Origin of the sequence: Lewinella sp. JB7 (genome assembly GCF_024297185.1) — a bacterium.
In the GTDB taxonomy this organism is placed as follows: domain Bacteria; phylum Bacteroidota; class Bacteroidia; order Chitinophagales; family Saprospiraceae; genus Neolewinella.
This window is the reverse complement of the sequence record NZ_JANCTD010000001.1, coordinates 327790-348240: the sequence shown is the minus strand read 5'-3', so window position 1 is coordinate 348240 and position 20451 is coordinate 327790. Positions and strand designations below refer to the sequence as shown.

The 20451-nt window shown below is 59.9% G+C and carries 17 protein-coding genes and 1 tRNA gene; 6 read left to right on the top strand and 12 right to left on the bottom strand.

What is annotated here, in order from left to right; translation table 11 throughout:
- Position 1: 1 nt before the first annotated feature.
- Together NMA52_RS01340 and NMA52_RS01335 are read right to left on the bottom strand one after the other, a co-directional pair.
- The gene (locus NMA52_RS01340) at positions 2-715 is read right to left on the bottom strand and encodes a response regulator (protein ID WP_254825826.1); all 714 of its coding nucleotides are present in this window, start codon (positions 713-715) and stop codon (positions 2-4) included.
- The gene (locus NMA52_RS01335; protein ID WP_254825825.1) at positions 712-1749 is read right to left on the bottom strand and encodes a sensor histidine kinase; all 1038 of its coding nucleotides are present in this window, start codon (positions 1747-1749) and stop codon (positions 712-714) included. Before NMA52_RS01335 ends, NMA52_RS01340 begins: the two co-directional genes overlap by 4 nt.
- 171 nt (positions 1750-1920) lie before the next feature.
- Between NMA52_RS01335 and NMA52_RS01330 the strand changes: the two genes are divergently transcribed.
- The 4 genes from NMA52_RS01330 to NMA52_RS01315 all read left to right on the top strand — a co-directional run bounded on the left by NMA52_RS01330 (position 1921) and on the right by NMA52_RS01315 (position 9906).
- Positions 1921-2322, top strand: coding sequence for a Spy/CpxP family protein refolding chaperone (locus NMA52_RS01330; RefSeq protein ID WP_254825824.1), 402 nt, complete (start codon positions 1921-1923; stop codon positions 2320-2322).
- A 171-nt stretch (positions 2323-2493) separates the two neighbouring features.
- Positions 2494-5238: a TonB-dependent receptor gene (locus NMA52_RS01325; RefSeq protein WP_254825823.1), complete on the top strand. Its 2745-nt coding sequence runs from the start codon at positions 2494-2496 to the stop codon at positions 5236-5238.
- Between the two features lie 133 nt (positions 5239-5371).
- Entirely contained in the window at positions 5372-8047 is a 2676-nt protein-coding gene (locus tag NMA52_RS01320) for a M1 family metallopeptidase (protein ID WP_254825822.1), read from the top strand.
- A gap of 59 nt (positions 8048-8106) precedes the next feature.
- On the top strand, positions 8107-9906 hold the full coding sequence (locus NMA52_RS01315) for an SLC13 family permease (protein ID WP_254825821.1): 1800 nt from the start codon (positions 8107-8109) through the stop codon (positions 9904-9906).
- Between the two features lie 59 nt (positions 9907-9965).
- Here the strand turns inward: NMA52_RS01315 and NMA52_RS01310 are convergent.
- From NMA52_RS01310 to NMA52_RS01270, 9 genes are all read right to left on the bottom strand, one after another.
- Positions 9966-10039 (bottom strand) — tRNA-Pro (locus NMA52_RS01310).
- A gap of 241 nt (positions 10040-10280) precedes the next feature.
- Positions 10281-11216, bottom strand: a complete 936-nt coding sequence (locus NMA52_RS01305; RefSeq protein WP_254825820.1) for an energy transducer TonB — start codon at positions 11214-11216, stop codon at positions 10281-10283.
- Positions 11217-11239: 23 nt separating this feature from the next.
- A complete protein-coding gene (locus tag NMA52_RS01300; RefSeq protein WP_254825819.1) occupies positions 11240-11674 on the bottom strand; it encodes a VanZ family protein in 435 nt (144 codons plus the stop codon).
- 9 nt (positions 11675-11683) lie between these two features.
- On the bottom strand, positions 11684-12073 hold the full coding sequence (gcvH, locus tag NMA52_RS01295; protein ID WP_254825818.1) for a glycine cleavage system protein GcvH: 390 nt from the start codon (positions 12071-12073) through the stop codon (positions 11684-11686).
- A gap of 21 nt (positions 12074-12094) precedes the next feature.
- On the bottom strand, positions 12095-13399 hold the full coding sequence (locus tag NMA52_RS01290) for a citrate (Si)-synthase (protein ID WP_254825817.1): 1305 nt from the start codon (positions 13397-13399) through the stop codon (positions 12095-12097).
- 151 nt (positions 13400-13550) lie between these two features.
- On the bottom strand, positions 13551-14153 hold the full coding sequence (locus tag NMA52_RS01285) for a hypothetical protein (RefSeq protein ID WP_254825816.1): 603 nt from the start codon (positions 14151-14153) through the stop codon (positions 13551-13553).
- 65 nt (positions 14154-14218) lie between these two features.
- Positions 14219-15025 (bottom strand): aldo/keto reductase, encoded by an 807-nt coding sequence (locus NMA52_RS01280; protein ID WP_254825815.1) that lies wholly within the window; start codon positions 15023-15025, stop codon positions 14219-14221.
- 39 nt (positions 15026-15064) lie between these two features.
- Positions 15065-16444, bottom strand: a complete 1380-nt coding sequence (locus NMA52_RS01275) for an NAD(P)H-binding protein (RefSeq protein WP_254825814.1) — start codon at positions 16442-16444, stop codon at positions 15065-15067.
- 62 nt (positions 16445-16506) lie between these two features.
- On the bottom strand, positions 16507-17190 hold the full coding sequence (locus NMA52_RS01270) for an outer membrane lipoprotein carrier protein LolA (RefSeq protein WP_254825813.1): 684 nt from the start codon (positions 17188-17190) through the stop codon (positions 16507-16509).
- A gap of 324 nt (positions 17191-17514) precedes the next feature.
- Here NMA52_RS01270 and NMA52_RS01265 point away from each other — a divergent pair, with 324 nt between their 5' ends.
- The gene (locus NMA52_RS01265; RefSeq protein ID WP_254825812.1) at positions 17515-17910 is read left to right on the top strand and encodes a MarR family winged helix-turn-helix transcriptional regulator; all 396 of its coding nucleotides are present in this window, start codon (positions 17515-17517) and stop codon (positions 17908-17910) included.
- A gap of 28 nt (positions 17911-17938) precedes the next feature.
- Positions 17939-19180: an ABC transporter permease gene (locus tag NMA52_RS01260; RefSeq protein ID WP_254825811.1), complete on the top strand. Its 1242-nt coding sequence runs from the start codon at positions 17939-17941 to the stop codon at positions 19178-19180.
- A gap of 84 nt (positions 19181-19264) precedes the next feature.
- Here the strand turns inward: NMA52_RS01260 and NMA52_RS01255 are convergent, their stop codons facing one another.
- Positions 19265-20344: a fatty acid desaturase gene (locus NMA52_RS01255; protein WP_254825810.1), complete on the bottom strand. Its 1080-nt coding sequence runs from the start codon at positions 20342-20344 to the stop codon at positions 19265-19267.
- Between the last annotated feature and the right edge of the window lie 107 nt (positions 20345-20451).

Genomic DNA, 20451 nt, shown 5'->3' with positions numbered 1-20451 from the left:
ATCAGCTAAACAGTTCTTCGCGCACGTGTTCGCGGTAGCTGCCCCCCACGGGTATACGCGCCGTGCCGATGTGCAGGGTGTTGCCCTCGAGCACCTCCACCTTATCCCGGGCCACGATGAAGGACTTATGCACCCGCAAAAAATTGTCCGGCAGTTCTTCCTCCAGTTGTTTCAGGGAGCCCAGGGCCAGGGTGCGGCCGGCCGGCGTGTGGTAAGCCACGTACTCCCGCATGCTTTCGATGTACAGAATGTCGGCGTGGGGGATGCGGTACACCTTACGGTCGGAGCGCACGAGCTGAAAGGCCGGGGAAGCGGCATCGGCGGGCGGCGGCGCGCCGGAGCCGACGGATTCGGAAAAGCGATAGTCTCTGGCCTTACCCACGGCACGAACGAAGCGATCGAAACCGAAGGGCTTGACCAAGTAGTCCACCACGTCCAGTTCGAAGCCCTCCAGCGCGTAATTGGCGTAGGCGGTGGTGAGAATCACCGCGGGGGGGCGGCGGAGGGAACGCAGGAAATCCAGTCCGGTCATCTCCGGCATCTGGATGTCGAGGAACAGAAGATCAACGTCGAGCTTTCGCAGCTGCGCGAGGGCCTCGACCGGATTGGTCGCTTCGCCCACGACCTGAAGATCGGGCAGGCGATCGCAGTAGGAGCGGACCAGGCGACGGGCCAGTTCTTCGTCGTCGACCAGGAGGCAGTTGATCGTACTCACGTCAGTTCCAGACTTAGGGTGATGCGAAATTGTTCCGCCTGGGGTTCCACGCTCAGTTGGTGGCGGTCGGGGTACAGCAGTTCCAGTCGCTTACGGACGTTATCCAGTCCGATCCCACCCACCCGGTCGCCGGAGGAGGATTGCACGGCCGGTAGGCTGTTGGTTACCGTGAACGCAATCCCCCGGGCGCGGGTGGTCAGCGTGATGTGGATGAACCCCCGGTCGAGGTCCTCGATGCGGCTATGTTTGAAGGCGTTCTCCACGAAGGGAATCAGTAGCAGGGGCGCGATGGGCAGGTCGGGGCGGCTATCGTCCAGCTCGGCCGTCACGTTGAGGCCCCGACTGTCCTTCAGCTGTAACAAGGCGATGTAGTTGCGGATGTACTCGATCTCCCGTCCCAGCGGTACGACTTCCGTTTCGGAATCGTAGAGCATGTACCGCAGCATCCCGGACAGGCGTAGGAGGCTTTCGGGAGCTTTCTCGTCGTGCAGCAGCGTGAGGGTATAGATGTTGTTGAGGCTGTTGAAGAGGAAGTGGGGATTGACCTGGGATTTCAGAAATTTCAGTTCCGTAGCCAGCTGTTCCCGCTGGGCCTGTACCGCCTGCTTCTCCCGGTAGCCGGCGTACCGCATGACCTCGATCAGGGTAGACCCCAGAAATGCCGTGGCCAGGGGCAGAAAGAACCGGAGGGTGGCCATGCCGAGTCCGCGCGGACGCGCGCCACGCCCCAGGTTGAGGGGGAAGGATCGGTCGGGTACCGAGCCGTACTGGAGCAGAAAGGTGGCCGCCAGCAAGACGGCGATTCCGGCGACTACGTACCAGCCCCGCCGGCCGGTGAAGTACAGCCGGGGCAGCAGGACCGCTCCGTTTACGATCACCAGGGCGGCAATGGCGATCAGTAAGGGCCCCAACCGGCGGAAAAAGCGAAAGGAGGTATCGAAGCCGCCGCCGCCCAGTACACTAAAGACGATCACCCACAAACCGACCCAGGCCAGCGCCTGCACGGCAATCCGTGAGAACTTCAATCTTTCCATACGGCAAAGGTCGCCCGTGGGCGGCGGGGATTAAAGCCCGATCCGGCCCGTTCATTGATGAAAACGGCCCGTTGGTTGAAAAGAATTGCGGACGGTGGGCGGCGGCGGCACTTTTGTATCACAAACCGCGGGAACGCCCGCTTATCCAATCATCATCAAAACCAAATCAAGATGAAAACTACGAAAGCATTCTTATTCTCCCTCCTCTTCGTGCTGGCCGTCGGCACCGTAAGCGCGCAGCGCGGCGGCAACCACGACCCCGTAGCCCAGGCCGAACAGCAGACCGAACGCCTCACCAAGGTGCTCGAGCTCACCCCCGAACAGGCCGAACGCGTGCAGACGATCAACCTACAGTTCGCCGAAACCGTGAAAGGCGCCCGTGAGGAAATCGGCGACGAGCGCTCGGCCATGCGTGACATCGTGGAGAAAGCCAACGAAGCGCGCCGGGAGGAACTGAAGTCCGTGCTCAACGACGAGCAACTGGTCAAACTCGAAGCCCTCGAAGCCGACCGGGAGAACCGTCGCGGTGAAGGTAAGAGAGGCGACCGCAGGGGCGGCAAGGACCGGAGCTAATCGATCACCCGTACCGACGGCCTTTAGCCGTCACGTGGCCTGGCATACCCAGGTAGCGTGATGGTTGAGGGCCGTCGGTCTTTATGGATAACCGTAACCAACAGCCGGACAGTTAATGGCCGTCGCTAAACTAACAGCGTGACGGCTGAAGGCCGTCGCTACATATTCCCTATGCGAATCACCCTACTCCTACTTATGATTATCGGGCTCCCAGGCGTCGTGCTGAGCCAGACCGTCCGCGGCCGGGTCGTGGATGCCGGTGAGACCCTGCCGCTGCCCGGCGCGTACGTCAGCCTGGTTCCAAGCGGTGCGGAAGCTCCGGCCCGCCAAACCACTACGGATGCCAGCGGTGATTTCGTGCTTACCGCGCTTACTCCCGGCAGCTATCTCCTCACCGTCAGCTTTCTCGGCTACCAAACCGCGGAACGGCCCCTTACGGTAGCGGATAGCGACCTCCAATTGCCCGCCCTGAAGCTCATAGCCGGCATCGAGCTCGGAGAGGTGGAGGTCACTGAATCCGTCGTGCCCGTCCGCCAGCGCGGCGATACGACCGAGTTCAACGCCGACGCTTACAAGACCATGCCGGACGCCACGGCCGAGGACCTCATCGAGAAGATGCCTACGATCACGATTACCGACGGTAAGGTGCAGGCCCAGGGCGAGGACGTCGCGCGCGTGCTCGTGGATGGCCGCCCCTTCTTCGGCAACGACCCCACGGCCGCCCTGCGCAACCTGCCGGCGGAGGTGATCCAGCGCATCGAAGTGTTCGACCAGCAGAGCGACCAGGCCCAGTTCACCGGTTTCGACGACGGAGAGACCACCAAAACGGTAAACATCATCACCCGCCCCTCCATGCGCAACGGTGAGTTCGGCAGCGGGTACGCCGGCTACGGCACCGACGATCGCTACTCCGTGGGCGGCAACCTCAACTGGTTCGACGACGACCGCCGCATCTCCGTGGTGGGACTTTCCAACAACGTGAGCAAGCAAAACTTCTCCTCGGAAGACCTTCTCGGCGTCACCAGTTCGGCTTCAAGCGGCGGCGGACGGCGGGGACCGGGCGGCGGCGGCAGAGGCGGCGGGCAACGCGGGAGCGGAGAAGGTGGCCCCGGCGGTAATTCGGCCGGCGACTTTCTCGTCAGCGACCAGGCGGGGATCGTAGCGTCCGACGCCGTCGGCATCAACTACTCCAATACGTGGAGCGACAAACTGGAGGCCACGGGCAGCTACTTTTTCAACCGCGCGGACAGCTACACCGAAAGCGACATCAGCCGACAGTTCTTCGACGCGGAGGGGCTGCGGGAGACCTACCTGGAGGAAGGAATAACTACCAGCGTTAACACGAATCACCGTTTCACCGGAAAACTGGAGTATACCCTCGACGAACGCAACTCCTTCATCTACCGTCCCCGCCTGAGCTGGCAGGGCAATACCGGCACGGAAAGCATCTTCGGACAAACCCTGGAGGGCGGTCAGTTGCTGAATGACAACCAAAGCGACTACACCGCCGACCTCACGGCCCTCAATTTTTCCAATAACCTCCTTTGGCGCCACCGCTTCGCCACCCGGGGCCGTACCCTTTCCGTCAACCTCAGCGGCGGCATCAGCCCGAACGAGGGCAACAGCTACCTGACGTACGCGGGCACCTCGGCCGCGGATACGCTCGCCACCGAGCAACTCGATCAGCAGTCGCTGCTCGATACGCGACAGTGGAACGGGGGCGTCAACATCCGGTACACCGAACCCCTCAGCCGCTCCGCCATGCTGCTCTTTTCCGCCGCCAGCGGTTACCGCCGGGAAGACAGCGAAACGCTCACCTACGACCTCGACCCCACCAGTGAGGAGTACACCGTCCTGAATCCTACCCTGAGTAACGTGTTCGTCAACGACTACTTCACCCAGGAAGTGGGTACGGGCATCAACTACCGGAAGGGAAGCCTGAACGCCAGCGCCTCCGCCGGACTACAGTACGCCAGCCTGACCGGCGAGCGCAGCTACTGGTCGGTACTGCCGACGCTCCGCCTACGCTACCGGACCGGCAATGCGGGCAACCTGACCGCCCACTACCGCAGCCGCACGGAGCTGCCGTCGATCCTGCAGTTGCAGGAGGTGATCGACAACTCCAATCCGCTCTTCCTCACGACGGGCAACGCCGACCTGCTCCCCGCCACGGACCACAACTTCACGGCCCGCTATAACCTGACCGACCCGGAACGCTCCAGCGTCTTTTTCGCCCTGCTCGGGGGCAGCTACACGGCCAACGCGATCGTCAACAGCACCACCCTGTCCGAAGCGGCCGGCGGCGTGCAACTGACCCGCCCCGTGAATCTGGACAACGACTGGACCCTGCGCGCGCTGACGACCTACGGCTTCCCGGTCGGAGCACTGGGCAGTAACCTCAACGTCGACCTTTCGGCCAATCTGCGCAACGCCCCCGGCCTGATCGACGACCAACTCAACAATGCCCGCACCACGGCCACCGGTCTGGGCCTTACCCTGAGCAGCAACATCAGCGAACGGGTCGACTTCACCCTTTCCTCCCGCAGCAGTATGAACTGGGTACGCAACGATCTGCAGGTGTCCAGCAACAACAACTACCTGCAGCAGAAAAGCCGCGCCCGCCTGAGCTGGCTTCCCGGCGCGAACATCGTGATCCGTACCGACCTGACCCACCAGCTGTACCGGGGGCTGGACGAAAGCTTCGACCAGGATTACCTGCTCTGGAACGCCAGCATCGGCATGAAGGTGATGGAGAACGACCGGGGCGAATTCAGCCTCTCCGCCTTCGACATCCTTGGGCAGAACACCTCCCTGACCCGCAACGTCACCGAAACCTATACGGAGGACCTGCAAACCAACGCCCTGCAACAGTACTTCCTGCTCAGCTTCAAGTACGACCTGCGCCGCTTCGACTGAGTGCCACGAACCGTTGCTCTTCTACCGACCGACGCCGCGCCCGCGCGCCGCCGCCCTAAAGTCCCGTTAACGCACGTCCGTTGTCCAAACAATTAGCGTCCTGGTGCGTCCTACTTGCTTAAACCAAGTCTTGATGTACCGATCCGCGATCCTGAGCCTACTGGCCACCCTGCTGCTGGCCGTAAGCTGTAATACCACCCGACCCGTTGTCGACCCCGTACAGATCGACCCGCCCCCACCCGCGGAGGTGACCTACACGGAAACCCGGGACCTGGACACCATGACCGTAACTCCGGAAGCGAACGGGACCATCACGGAGGAAGAAATGGAAGGAACGGCGTCCCCCGCCCCGGCCACCCGGGTCGAGCCGCGCGCCATTGCCTACACCCGCGTCAACGACTTGCTGCACACCAAGCTGGAAATCTCCTTCGACTGGGACCGGGAAATGGTGATCGGCAGGGCCACGCTGCGCCTGAAGCCGATCTTCAAGCCCGTTACCGAAGTGACGCTGGACGCCAAGCATTTCGACTTTAAGTCCATCACCACGGCCGACGGGAAACCGCTGAAATATACCTACCCCGACGATCAGCAGCAGGTAACCATTCAACTCGATAAGGCTTATACCCGGGGCAAGGAGTTTACGGTAGTTATCGACTACACGGCCATTCCCCACGACGGCGGCGGTGCCGGGGAGGCCATCACCTCCGATAAGGGACTGTTCTTCATCAACCCCCGCGGAGAGGAGGGCGACAAGCCCCGGCAGATCTGGACGCAGGGCGAGACGGAAAACAACAGCCGCTGGTTCCCGACCATCGATAAGCCCAACGAACGCACGACCCAGGAACTCTACGTGACCGTCGAGGACGAATACGAAACCCTCTCCAACGGCACCCTCGTCAGTTCCACCCCGGCCGGCGACGGAATGCGGACCGACTACTGGAAGATGGACATCCCCCACGCCCCCTATCTGTTTGCCCTGATCGTCGGGGACTTCGAGATCGTGGAGGACGAAAAGTGGAACGGCATTCCGGTAAACTATTACATGGAGGCCAAGTACGCCGACCACGCCAAGGCTATCTTTCCCCATACCCGCGAGATGCTCACCTTCTTCAGCGAGCTCACCGGCGTAGAGTACCCCTGGCCGAAGTACAGCCAGGTCGTGGTGCGCGACTACGTCAGCGGCGCCATGGAGAACACCACCGCCGTGATCTTCGGAGAGTACATGAACGGCACGGCCCGCGACCTGATCGACGTGGACCAGAACGAAAAGGTCGTGGCCCACGAGATGTTCCACCACTGGTTCGGCGACTACGTGACCTGCGAAAGCTGGTCCCAACTCACCCTCAACGAAGGGTTCGCCAACTACAGCGAGTACCTGTGGCTGGAGAATAAGTACGGTCGCGACGCCGCCGACTACCACCTCATCAATGAGTGGCAGGGCTACTTCGGCTCCGTCCGCAACGGCGAACCCCACGAGCTCATCTGGTACGATTACGACGACAAGGAACAGATGTTTGACGCCCACAGCTACAACAAGGGTGGCTCGGTGTTGCACATGCTGCGCGGATACGTCGGCGACGAAGCCTTCTTTGCCAGCCTCAATCACTACCTGAACGAGAATAAGCTTTCGGCCGTCGAGATCGACGAGCTGCGCATTGCCTTCGAGGACGTCACCGGAGAAGACCTCAGTTGGTTCTTCGACCAGTGGTACCTGAAGGCGGGCCACCCCCAACTGAACATCACGACCGACTATACCGACGGCAGCGTTTCGGTAACGGTGCGGCAGACGCAGCGGACCGACAACAATGTTCCCGCCGTCTTCCGTCTCCCGGTCGACATCGCGGTATACACCAACGGTACCGCCACCACCCATTCCGTGGTGATCGAACAGCGCGAACAGACCTTCACCTTCCCGGCCGCCGCCCGCCCCGATGTCGTCATTTTCGACCCCGAGCACCGACTGCTGGCCGAGTATGAGTACGAGAAGTCGCCGGAAGAACTGGCCGCCCAGTACCGTTACGCTCCCTCCTTCCTCGATCGCTACAGCGCGGTGGGACGGTTGTCCATGACGGAAGGCAGCGATGAACTGCGCGACGAGATCCTCACCTCCGCCCTCCGCGATTCCTTCTACGCCATTCGCGGTACCGCCCTGCAGAGTCTGGAGGAGCCCACCGATGATCAGCGGGAGATCATCCGCGACATCGCCCGCAACGACGAACACTCCCAGGTCCGCGCCACGGCCATTGCGCTGCTCACCGAAGCGGAGGACGACCAACTGGCCGACATCGCCCGCGCGGCCATGAAGGCGGAATCCTACACCGTGGTTGCTACCGGCCTGCAGGCCCTGGTGGCCACCGATACCGCCGCGGCGACGGCCGCCGCCGCCGAACTGGAGGCCATCGATAACCCCAGCATCAGTGGATCGCTGGCGACGCTGTACAGCGAAACGGGGGCCCTGGAAAAGCTGCCCTACCTGGAACAGCGCCTGGGCTCGACGGACGGCTACGACGCCATCGCTCTCTACACCGCCTACCAAACGCTGCTGGCGAAGGGTCCGGCGGCCCAACAAACGCAGGGAGTGAGCGTGCTGAAGGATATGGCCCTCGACCAGTCGCAGAGCCCCTGGCGCCGCCTTGCCGCGACCAAGGCCATCAACGATCTGCGCAACGATCTTTCGGCCCGCGTCGACGCCATGGAAGAATCCGGCGAGCTCAATAAGCTCATCATGGAAATGGGGACGAGCCTGGAAGCCATCAAGGCCGCTGAAACTAATGCGGAGCTGAAGAGCATCTACGAGCAGCAGTTCTAGCAGCCGGGGAAGGGACCGACCGCGAAGAGGAGCGCTACGCTCTATCTTTGCCGCCGCCTATGCTCACGCCCGCCATCGCTACCCTGCTGATTGCCCTGCTGGCGGTCATTCTGTTCGTCACGGAGTGGCTGTCGGTGGACCTCATCGCCATGCTGCTCGTAGTGGCCCTGGTGGTCAGCGGCGTCATCAGTCCGCAGGAAGGACTGGCGGGCTTCAGCAACGAAGCGACCCTGACGGTGGCCTTCATGTTCGTCCTCTCCGCCGCCCTGCTGAAGACCGGAGCCCTGCAGCAGGTGGCGGGCCGCATGGCGGCCCGGTTTCGCCGTCAGCCGAAGCGGGCCCTGCTGTTCATGATCGTGGTGGTGGCGCTGTGTTCCGCCTTCATCAACAATACTCCGGTCGTGGCCGTATTCATCCCCGTGGTGAACCGCATTGCCGCGACGGCCAAGATCAAGGCATCCAAACTGCTCATTCCACTCTCCTTCGCGAGCATCTTCGGGGGGCTGTGTACCCTTATCGGCACCTCGACGAATATTCTGGTCAGCGGTATCGCGCTGGATCACGGCGGTACCGGCTTCAGTATGTTCACCCTCGCGCCCATCGGATTGGTACTGCTGGTCGTCGGGGCTACCTACCTGACCTACTTCGGTAGTCGGCTGCTGCCCGACCGCGACGGCGACGACAGCCTCGCGGAAAAGTTTGCCCTACACGATTACCTGGCCGAAATCGTCATCCTCGACCATCCCGATCTGGCCGGGAAGCGCATCATGGATTCTCCGCTAGTACGCGAATTGGACATGGACATCATCGAGGTAAGGCGGGAAGATCAGGCCTTCGTACTCCCCCCCGGCGACTTTCGCCTCGTAGTGGGCGATACCCTCAAGGTTCGCTGCGACCGCAAGAAGATCCTTAACCTGAAGGACTGGGTGCGGCTCGTGGACAATTCCGGCAGCGTGCGGGTCATGGGCACCGGACTGGAACGCGATAACAGCAGCCTCATCGAAATGGTGGTGACGCCCGATTCGGAATTCATCGGTAAGAACCTGCGGGAGGTGGACTTCCGGCGCAGCTACCGCGCGGTCCCCCTGGCCATTCGTCACCGCGAGGAAACGATGCACGAAAAGCTGTACAACCTACCCCTCACCCCCGGCGACGTGATCCTGGCCGAAGTGAAGAGTCACTACCTGCACGAATTGCAGCGCATCGAACAGCAACAGGACAGCCCCTTCATTCTGTTGTCGAGCGACGCCATCACCGATTTCAACCGCGGTAGGTTTTACTTCGTCAGTGGACTCATTTTGTCCGTCATCGCCCTGGCTACGTCGGGTCTACTTCCGATCAGCATCGCCGCCCTGCTGGGCGTATGCGTGCTGGTGCTCGGCCGTACCGTGACAATGTCGGAGGCGTACGAATCCATCGACTGGAAGATCATCTTTCTACTCGCCGGTGCCCTTAGTCTGGGCCGGGCCATGAGCAACAGCGGACTGGATGCCGACATCGCTACCCTACTGACCGGTTCGATTTACGCCTGGGGTCCCTTTGCCCTGGTGGCCGGCCTGTACCTGGCGACCAATCTGCTCACCGAAATGATGAGCAACAACGCCACGGCGGCCCTCCTCGCGCCAGTGGCCCTGGCGTGTGCCGAGCAGGTGGGCATCGACCCCATGCCCCTGCTGGTGACGGTTGCCATTGCCGCTTCCGCCAGCTTTATGACGCCCGTGGGGTACCAGACCAACGCCATGGTGTACAGCGCCGGTCGCTACCGCTTTCTAGATTTTACCCGCGTGGGGGCGCCGCTGAGCTTGATTTTTTGGCTAGTGACCACGCTAGCCGTCCCGTTTTTCTTCGGTATGTACTAGGGCGGGGACGCGGGAGCAAAAAAAAAGCCAAACTGCGGAGCAGTCTGGCTTCGGAAGGGTCGGGATGACTGGATTCGAACCAGCGGCCTCGTCGTCCCGAACGACGCGCGCTACCGGGCTGCGCTACATCCCGCGCGGGGCAAATATATGGCACGTAAGGAACTTTCTTTCTCCCGTGCGAGACAAACAGGGAACCCCGCGAGCAACTCCAACTATCCGGTATCGATAGGGTGAAGCCCGGGACCACGGTGGCCCGCCGGGGCGGCCCGGGTGTACGTGTTGATCGACGGAGGGGTGGACCGCCAGGTACCAAACGAAAAGAGCCGACACCCTGAACGGATACCGGCTCTTCTCCAAACATGGGGGAGCTTTGTCTACTCGAGTTTGAACTTCACGGGGAGGTTAAACTGTACGCGAACGTTACGTCCACCCTGTTTTCCGGGGCTCCACTTCAGGCCTTTCTCATTCATGAGGTTGACCACGCGGAGGGCTTCCTCACCGGTTTTAGCACCGGGGTTGCGGACTACCTTGGCGTCGGTGACGGTTCCGTCTTTCTCGACAACGAAGGAGACTACGGCCATTCCTTCCACGCCGTTCTCCCGGGCGATGGCGGGGTACTTGATGTTGCCGTAGATGAACTCGAGCATCTTCTTATCCGCACAAGCCTTCTTCTCGGCGTAGCTGCCCAGATCGTCGCAGCCGGGGAAGAGCGGCATTTGCTCTACGACCTTGAAGATCTCCTCCACTTCGGGGGCGGGCGGCGGTGGCGGCGGTGGCGGCGGCGGTGGCGGTGCCTTATCTTCCTTCACTTCGGGGGGTGCTTCCTCAATGATGGTTTCTTCATCGACGGAGGTATCCTCGAACTCGGGGGGATCTTCCTCGATCAGTTCCTCTTCCGGCACTTCCTCGATGACGGGGGGCGGCGGGGGCGGGGGTGGCGGCGGGGGCTCGGCCGTACGGGGCGGCTCCATTTCGATTTCTTCGTCCAGCTCCAGGGCACCCTCGGGGATTACGATCTCGGCGGAGTACTGCGTCCAGGCGAAAGCGAGGAGGGACAGGCCCACGGCGAGGGCCAGGCCGAAGTTGAAAAAGGTGGAGCTGAGGCCGAATACGTCTACCCGCTCGTACTTGGCGCGGTTCTCGATGTACGAGGTGTTTTTGTCGGCGGCTTCGGTGTACTCACCGGCGATTCCCTTTTCGGTTCTGGTCTTGTACACATTGCGCATCATGACGATGAGCCCAATGAGTGCCGCCAGAATAGCTGCAAGAGTGATCGCCAGGGCACTACCACTAATTGATAGGTCTCCCATGGCAAAAATTTAAATAGTTATCGCTACGACTTCACCGCTGTGAAGTACTGTTTCATACTTTGCGGGAGGGCAAGGTAGAATGCTCCCCCGAGAATAGCCCCGATCAGGTTGGCGACCATATCGACGGGATCGAAATCCCGGCCGGTTCCGGCAATGCCCTGTAGCACCTCCATAATCGCTCCGAAGAGCGCGGCGGCCGCAGCGGCGGTAACCGCAAGCTTCCACCGGGAGGTTGTCCTGATTGAGAAAGACAATAATACTGCAAAAATGGCGTAAGCGCCAAAATGTGCAACCTTATCCGGCGAAAATAGCCGTCCCCAGTCAAAAATTCCCGGAATGCGTTGCCCGGGGGCAAGGCTCACGTAGGTTAGCAGGGCGGCGTAGGCCAGACAAACGTACCGTTGTACGCGCAGTCGGGGGTAAGATGTTGCGGTGGCCGACTTTGGTGGGTGGCCCATAGTTTTTTTTTAACCAATCAGTTGCTGGTACGCGGCGGCGTCGAGCAATCCCTCCCGATCCTCGGGGGCGGTAAGCTCCACCTTCACGATCCAGCCCTTTCCGTAGGGATCTTCGTTGACCATGGTCGGGTTGTCGCCTTCGTTCTCGTCCAGTTCACGGTTGAACTCAATGACCTTCCCGGCGACGGGCATGAAAAGATCGCTCGTCGTTTTGACGGCCTCCACGGTGCCGAAGACCTCGTTGCGGTCCAGGGTTTCTCCCACCGTATCGACCTCCACGTACACGAGTTCGTCGAGCTGTTCCTGGGCAAAATCCGTAATACCGATCGTGGCGATACCGCTCTCGATCAGTACCCATTCGTGTTCCTCGGTGTACAGGAGGTTAGCGGGGACATTCATATTTGGCTTGGCTTAGGTTGGTTATTTATCTTTTACCTGGGCTTTGACCCAGTCGCTGGTTACGGACTTGGGGCGTTCCAGGGGCATGCCCAGAGCGCGGCTCCAGATGCCGGCGGCCAGTACGCCGAGTGCCCGGCTTACCCCGAACAGTACGGTGTAGTAGCTGAACTCGCGGAAGCCGTAGTGCACGAGTAACGCGCCGGAGTGAGCGTCCACGTTCGGCCAGGGATTCTTGACCTTACCCAGTCCCTGCAGGATCGGCGGTACCACGTCGAAGATCTTCCAGACGGTAGTGATCAGGTCGCTGTCCTTGATGTACTGCTCGGCGAAGCGGCGCTGGGCGGTAAAGCGGGGGTCGGGTTCGCGCAGCACGGCGTGTCCGTAGCCGGGGATCACCTTCCCCTCGTCCAGGGTTTGCTGGACGTAATCCGCGATCTGCTGCTCGGTCGGCGTTTGGGTGCCGAGAGCGTCGATCATTTCGAAGATCCACTTGATGACCTCCTGGTTGGCCAGGCCGTGCAGCGGTCCGGCCAGGGCGTTCATGCCCGCGGCAAAGGAGAGGTAAGGGTCGCTGAGCGTGGAACTGACCAGGTTTACGGTATGGGCCGAAGCGTTGCCGCCCTCGTGATCGGCGTGAATGGTCAGGTACAGGCGCATAAGACTGCGGAAGTCCTCGTCGTCGCTGCCCAGCAGGTGAGCGTAGTTGGCGCTGTAGTCCAGGCTCGTATCGGGATCGATGTGCTTACCATCCTTAAAGGCGCGGCGGTAGATGTAGGCGGCGACGCGCGGGAGCCGGGCAATGAGGTTCATGCTGTCCTCGTAGACGGCATCCCAGTATTCGGATTTCGGCAGCCCCTCGGCGTAACGGCGGGAAAAGACGCTGTCTGACTGCATCGCCATGATGCCGATGGTGAACTGCGTCATGGGATGGGTATCGGCCGGCATGCTGTCGAGGGTGGTGTACACCTGCTGGGGTACGTCCGCCCGGCGGTGCCACTCCTGGGTCAGGGCGTCAACCTCTTCGGCGGTGGGAATCTCGCCCGTGAGCATCAGCCAGAAAAGTCCCTCCGGTTTGGGCTCACCCTGTGGGCCGCTGGGAAGCTGTTCCTTAATTTCCGGAATGGAATAGCCGCGGAAGCGAATCCCCTTATTGGGATCGAGTTGGCTGGTTTCCCAGAGCATCATTTTGATCCCGCGTGCTCCGCCCAGGACTTGCTGCAGGGTAACTTCATCTACTTTAAGGGAGCCCTTTTCTTTCGAGATGGTGCGGAGTTCTTGGTAGAGGGAGAGGGCCTTATCGGCGAATTTTTGTTTAAGGGCTTCCATTAACGAAATAAGAATTTGAAAGATTGGTCACGATCGACTTCCCGCCCCGGGCGGTAACAGGCTAACGCCCCGGCGGTAGTAGGGTTCGTCGGCGGACCATCACTTGCGGCCCGGTTGGCAAATAACGGAAATTTGCGGGGATTGGATGGGCTTAACCCTCCGAATCGGCGATCTCCGACTCGCGGGGCCGCATGCGTTCGCGTTCCCGTTTGGTGAGTGATCCCTCCCCTTCCTCGCTTATGTAGAGGTCCGTAGCCGTTTGGTTGGGGTGAGCGATCAGAATGATATCGCGTGCCGCCTGGTACAGCAACAGGATGATGGTGATCATGAACCCTCCGATGATGGCGGCGTAGGAGATCATCGCGTAATACACGGCGTTGTAGGTGCCCCAGAGTTTTTCCTCGGCATTGTTGATCGGCACGTTGAGAAACATCAGCAAAATCAGGGCGGCAATAAATACGATCGCCGCGAAGCGCGCGATCCACCAGATTCGGTCGTAGTGATATCCCTTAAGCTGCCGGTCGGCGTTCTGGCTGAACGACAACAGGGTAAGCATCAGGGCCAGGATCGTGGCGGTGGACGTCATGGCACCGCTCGCCGTAAAGCGCAGCGTCGGCCGGATCTCCCGCAGGTTGTTGATGGCCTCCGCGTCCGTGATGTTGCCCAGAAAATAGGTGCCCAAAAAGATAATTACCGCCGAGATCGCCCCGCCCGCCAGGGAAGAACGGAGGATGGAAAAATGCGATCTACTCATGTCGGTAATTTAATCATTCGTAGCGGCAATGCGTACCCGGTGGACGGCGTCGATTCCCTCGGATACTAAAAGTCAAAGTCGTGGGGGTCGGGTCCGAAGCGGTGGCCACGCTCCAGATTGTCTATATCGACCATATCGCTCTCCGCCAGTTCGAAATCGAAGAGTTGGCCGTTTTCGACGATTCGCTTCTGGTGAACGCTCTTCGGGATGACGATCACGTCATTCTGGATGCACCACCGTAACACTACCTGAGCCGCGGTCCGGTCATAGCGTTTCGCGATCTCGGCAAACAGAGGCTCCTGCAGAAATTTCCCCTGCATCAGTGGGCTCCAGGCCGTAATCGCGATGTCGTATTCGTCGCTCGTGGAAATAGCGTCGGCCTGCACCAGATAGGGGTGGTATTCGATCTGATTGACCGCCGGCCGCACGTTGCCCGCTCCGATAATCTTGCGAATGTCGTCCTCCATAAAGTTACTCAGTCCGATGCTGCGGACTTTTCCCGCCTCCAGGGCGCGTTCGAGTTCCTGCCAGGCCGCGACGCTGCCGTCTACCGGCCAGTGCAGCAGCAGTAGGTCGACGTAATCGGTATCCAGCCGTCGTAAGCTTTCTTCCAGCGCCGCGGTGGCCCGTCCCTGCCGAATGTCGTCGTTCCAGATTTTGGTCGTGAGCCAGATGTCCTGCCGGGGCAGATCGGCCTGCTTGATGGCCTGCCCCACCGCCTCCTCATTTTTATAGATGCGGGCGGTGTCTACGTGGCGGTAGCCCGCGTCGAAGGCCCAGTGAATGGCGCGAATGGCTTCGGTCCCGTTGTCGGTTTGCCATACGCCGAGGCCGAGGCGAGGAATCTCTAGCCCGTTATTAAGTCTTTGCATTCTCATACCGCCCATAACGGACGCCGGGGGGCGGAGTTCTCACCGGCTCTCCGTTCCCGCCAGATATTCTCCGAAGCGCTTCATCACCCAGGAGTGGGCGGGGGCCTGCGTATTCACGTATACGTACCAGGGAAGCGAGGGTATGAAGTCGTGAATGGCCGATATGACGTAGTTGCCGTCCAGCACGCTTCGAAACTCCAGCCACCCCTTATTCTTGCGCTGTACCAGCAGGCCCCCGTCGATGTAAAATAGTTGGCGGTGGTCGTCGCTTCGACTGGGAATGAACGTAAGCTCCAGCAGCGGAAGGCCCAGCACCCGGAAGACCGAATGGTCACCCTCACTCTTCACGCCGATCAGGGCCCGGAAAAAAACGGGCAGCCAGCGTTGGTAGAGCCGGGCCACGTAGGTGGCCGTATGTCGCCGTGGATTCGGGAGCCGCTGCACGCTCCGCACCGTGTTCTTTTCTTCCCGTACGGGGACGCGCTCCGGTAGGGGGGGAAGCCGCTCGGTAGTAAAGAGTGCGTGGCGGGCCGCGGCCGTGAAATCGAGCCGATCGGGGAAGGCATCCAGTACGTCGCTGCCGGCAGCTACCATGCGGTGACGCAAACTTTCCACCAGCGGTTTCACGAGATCCGGTGAGGTATCGGTGAAGGTGCTCACCCAGTAGGTAGACAGTCCGGGGCTAAAGTAGCGGACGCGGCGCAGGAGCCGGGGTTTGTTCAACAGACCGGCGACCGTACGGAGCATTTGCATGTAAGTCGTCGTCTCGGGCCCGCCGATATCGATCGCGCGGCCGTAAGTCGACGGCCGCCCCAGGCAGTGATCGATGATACGTAGGGTGTCTTCCAGCGCAATGGGGTGGGTCTCGGATTGGCACCAGGCCGGACAGATCATTACGGGAAGGCGCCGTACGAGCTTCTCGATCATACGAAAAGACGAACCCCCGGGCCCCACGATGATGCCGGCACGCAGGGTCGTGACCGGCACGTCCGTGGAAGCCAGTGTCACCTCTACTTCTCGGCGGCTGCGCAGGTGTCGACTATACTGCTCGGGGACCTCATCACTCGGAAGCAGCCCCCCGATGAAAAGGATCTGTTGGATACCCGTCTGCCGGGCGGCCCGGGCGAAGTTATCGGCGAGCAGCAGGTCGGTATCCTCGAAACTTCCCTGCGATAGTCGCGTCGACGGCGACATGGAATGCACCAAGTAAAGGGCCATGTCCGCCCCGCGAATGGCCGCTTCGGTGCTGGTGATGGAGTAAAGCTCTACCTGTCGCCATTCAGCCTTGGTATATTCCGGCCCGGTCCGCATGGCACTACGGCTGAGGGCGATGATGCGGTACTGCCGGTGGTAGCGTTCGATAAACCAACGACCGATGAAGCCGGTGGCCCCGGCGATGACAAGCGTTGGTCGTTCCATGCTGGTCAAACGGGAAGACCGCTACTTGGTTTTACCGGCACGGCACCCGCGGCCCCGCCCCCCTAAAAGCGAAGGTCCTCGACGTGGTAGCCGGGAAACTCGGCTTGGCGGAAAGTAAAGGTCCCGTCGGCGAGCGGAGCGTTGCCCCGGGGTGTATCCAGATGGAAGGTATAGGTACTTCCGTCCCGACTGAAGGCCTTTACGGAGACGATCTCCTTCCGCCCTTTATTGGCCAGGAGCCGCAATTTGGTAAAGTCGCTGGCGTCGCGGTCGAGGGGTTTCATTTCGATCACCTGCAGGCGTTGTCCGTTCACGACCTCCTCCCCCTGGAGAGCAAGAACGTACTGATCGCCCTCGTAGAAACTGAAGAGATTTTGCGGGGTAAGCATACCGGTCGTTTCGCCGGGGGCCGGCAGGTCGTTGATCTGGACCTCCTTGCTGGCGTGAAGGATGAAGTAGGCCGCCTCCTTATTGATGATCCCTTCCTGGTCGCCGAGCTTGAAGCGTACTAGGTCGCCCTGACGGCTCAGCGCGCCCTGTTGAATCTCTACCGGTTGTCCGGGAAAGGCAAGCTCCAGACTGAAGTCAGCCGCGAGGGTGTTAAAGCCGTCGTACTTCTCACGAATCTGTTCTAAGATCCGTTTTGCCGCCGGGTCACTATCCGCGGAAGCACGGTATTGTTGCGTCTGCGCCCGGAGGGGCAACAGGGCCGAAAACAGAAGGGCAAGGATCAGGGAAGCTTTCATAATTTGGTTTGGCTTTCGGACAATTAAACGTCAAATGGTCGGTGATGTCCGTTGCCGGAGTCTTAATTCCACGTTAAAGGAGATTTCCCCAAAGATCGAACGAATGGGTAGTTTAACGCCTTATACTTGTCAGACCACCATTTCTTCTCGAAAATGTGGTAAGATTTGCTAATATATCAGAACATTTGCCCCGTCTTGTTACCTTTGTATGTACTTTCCCGGTAAATTCTTTTCGTTCGTACCCAATTACATCAAGCCCTAACCATAATGAAAAACGAAGATTTTGGACGAAGCGCAATCGTCTCTGATGATATGTTTCGGGATTTGCGTTTCAACATCTTGCACAGTTGCAGCTGGATCAACAACAGCATGCGGCAGTTTCTTCAGCCCCACGGCATCACCCCCAAGCAGTACAACATCCTGCGCATCCTGAACGACCGCTCTCCGGAGTCGCTCTCGATTCAGGAAATCCGCGACATGCTCGCCGATAAAATGTCGGATGCCAGTCGCTTGGTGGACCGCCTGGAAAAGAAGCAACTCATTGCCAAATTCCCCTCCGATCAGGATCGCCGGAGCAATCGCGCTACCGTCACTCCGCAGGGACGATCACTGTTGTCGACCATCAACCGCGACAAGCGGCAGCTGGACATGATGATCAGCGAGCGGCTGACGGAGTCGGAGATCGACAACCTGAATAATCTGCTCGACCGACTGAAGTAGTCAGTCGGCACTGAACTACCTTTGGGGCATGAATCTTTCCGCGCGGATGGCGTGGCGGTACCTTTTTGCCCGCAAGTCAACGAACGCCATCAACATCATCACCTTCGTAGCCGCCTTCGGGGTGGCCATCGGTGCGGCGTCGCTCATCATTGCCCTGAGCGTATTTAATGGATTCGAGGACATTTTCGTGGGGATGTTCAACAACCTCAACCCCGACGTGCGCATCACCGCGGCGCGGGGAAAGACCTTTGTCGCCGACGACGAACTCCTCGCGCGCATCCGCAGAGTAGAGGGCGTCGGGGTAATATCCCAAACCCTGGAGGAGACCGCCCGCTTTCAGTATCTCGGTCACCAAGCCTTCGGCCCACTGAAGGGCGTGGACAGTGACTACGCTACCATCAACGGCATCGATACGATGATCGAGGAAGGGCGCTACGACCTCGACTACCCCCAGGTAGACGCGCTGGGTGCCATCGTGGGACAGAACCTCGCGCAGGAACTTCTGATCGACCCCCTGAATCAATTCAACGCTCTTTCGATCTACGTTCCCCGCCCCCGTACCCGTGGCGGTGGAACTATACTGGCCTCGGGGCGTCTCCCCTACCAGGTACGGGAGGTGCTTCCGGTAGGAATCGTCAGAAGTCAGGAAGCTTTTGAAAACCAGGCGGTGCTCATTAAACTCTCCCTGGCCCGTGAAATCATGGGCGTGGAAGAAGGAGTGGTCTCCGGCCTGGAGATCAAGTTACGGCCCGGGGCCGTCGCGGAAAATACCTACCACCGCATACGGGAGGCGGTCGGGGAGGACTTCATCGTCCAGAACCGCTTCGAGCAGGAGAATAGCATCCTTAAGCTGATGCGGGTGGAGAAGTACGTAGCCTACGCCATCGTGACCCTGATGATGATCCTCATCAGCTTCAACCTGATCGGTGCCCTGTGGATGATCGTGCTGGAGAAGCGCAAGGACATCGTCATTCTGCGTAGCCTGGGCATGGTCGGCCGCGATATTCGCAACGTTTTTCTGCGGGTAGGACTGCTCATCTGCGCTCTCGGATTACTTTCCGGCTTTGGATTAGCCACCCTTATCTACCTCGTGCAAACTCATTACGGTATAGTAGGCTTACCCGGGACGCTGGCGGAGGCGTATCCCCTATCCTTTCGCCCGCTGGACTTCGTCGTGGTCGCCGCCACGGTCCTCTTCATCGGGTTGCTGGCCTCCATCCTTCCCGCCCGTCGCGCCGAGCAGGTGGAATTGGCGGTGAAAGAGGGTTGACCCCACGGGCATAAAACTCGGCGACCCGCCCGAAAGGTGATCGGAGCGGGTCGCTGAAGACTGTTTATCTGTCGGGTATCTTCCCTAGGCAGCGAGGCGGCTGCCCTCACTGCGGTAAAATTCCCGGAAGGAGATCATCCGCTGTTTTTCTTCGTCCCAGAGTTTATTGAACATCAGGGGAAGGCTCTGCAGGAAGGTGATCTTGGTCACGTGACGCTGCAGCACGGGGTTCTCCTTAGCGCAACGACGCAGGTTGTAGTTCGGAATACGGCTGCTCAGGTGGTGGATATGGTGGTAACCGATGTTGCCGGTCAGGAAGTGCATAACGCGCGGCAACTTATAGAAGGTCGCTCCCTTGATGGCCGCGGTCAGGTAGTCCCAGTTCTTGGACCACTGCATGTAGGTATGGTCGTGCTGGTGCTGCACGTAGAAGAACCAGAACGCGATGATGCCGAAGAAGAAGATGATGCTTCCCTGTACGATCAAAAAGGCTTTCCAGCCCACCAGGAAACCTAAGCCGACGTAAGCGGCCAGGATCAGGAGGTTATTGATTTGTTGCTTACGGATGATGGGTGACCAGCCGGGGAAATTGATCCGGGGCATACGCAGAACGACGCCCAGGTAGATCATGGGCAGCAGGATGAAAAGGACCACGGGATTCCGGAACACGCGGTACTTGAACCGACCCCAGGCATTCAGTTGCCGGAACTCTTCGACGGTGAGGAAGTCGATATCGCCGATATCGCGGTGCTCGAGCTGCCCCGTATGGCCGTGGTGAAAGCTGTGGACCCGGGCCCAGTAGGTGTAGGGAATGGAGCTGAAGAAGGAACAGACGAAGCCGATCGCGTCGTTCATCTTACGCTTCCCGAGGAAGCTGTAGTGCCCACAATCGTGCTGGATAATGAAGATCCGGACCAGGAAAAAGGCGTTCACCATACCCAGAGCCAGGGTAAGCCAGATGGAATAGTCGACGCTGAAGTACATCGCTACCCAGAGTGCCAGGAAGGGCCCGAAACTGCTGAACAGCTGCCCGATGGCGCGCCAGGTATTGGCTTTCTGGTACTGGGAAATGATGGTTTTCCAGTTCTTAAGGGATTGGTGGATGTCATCCACCCCGTTCTGAATATTTACTTGCACGTTGGTAGTTTTGTTGATGGAACTCATGATCGTAAGAGGATGAATAGCTGCGCCGAATATACTACGGACGAAGTTTAGACCCGAGTCCTACAAGCTGCTTAACGCGGGTGGCCGTCCGGTGTTACACAATGAAA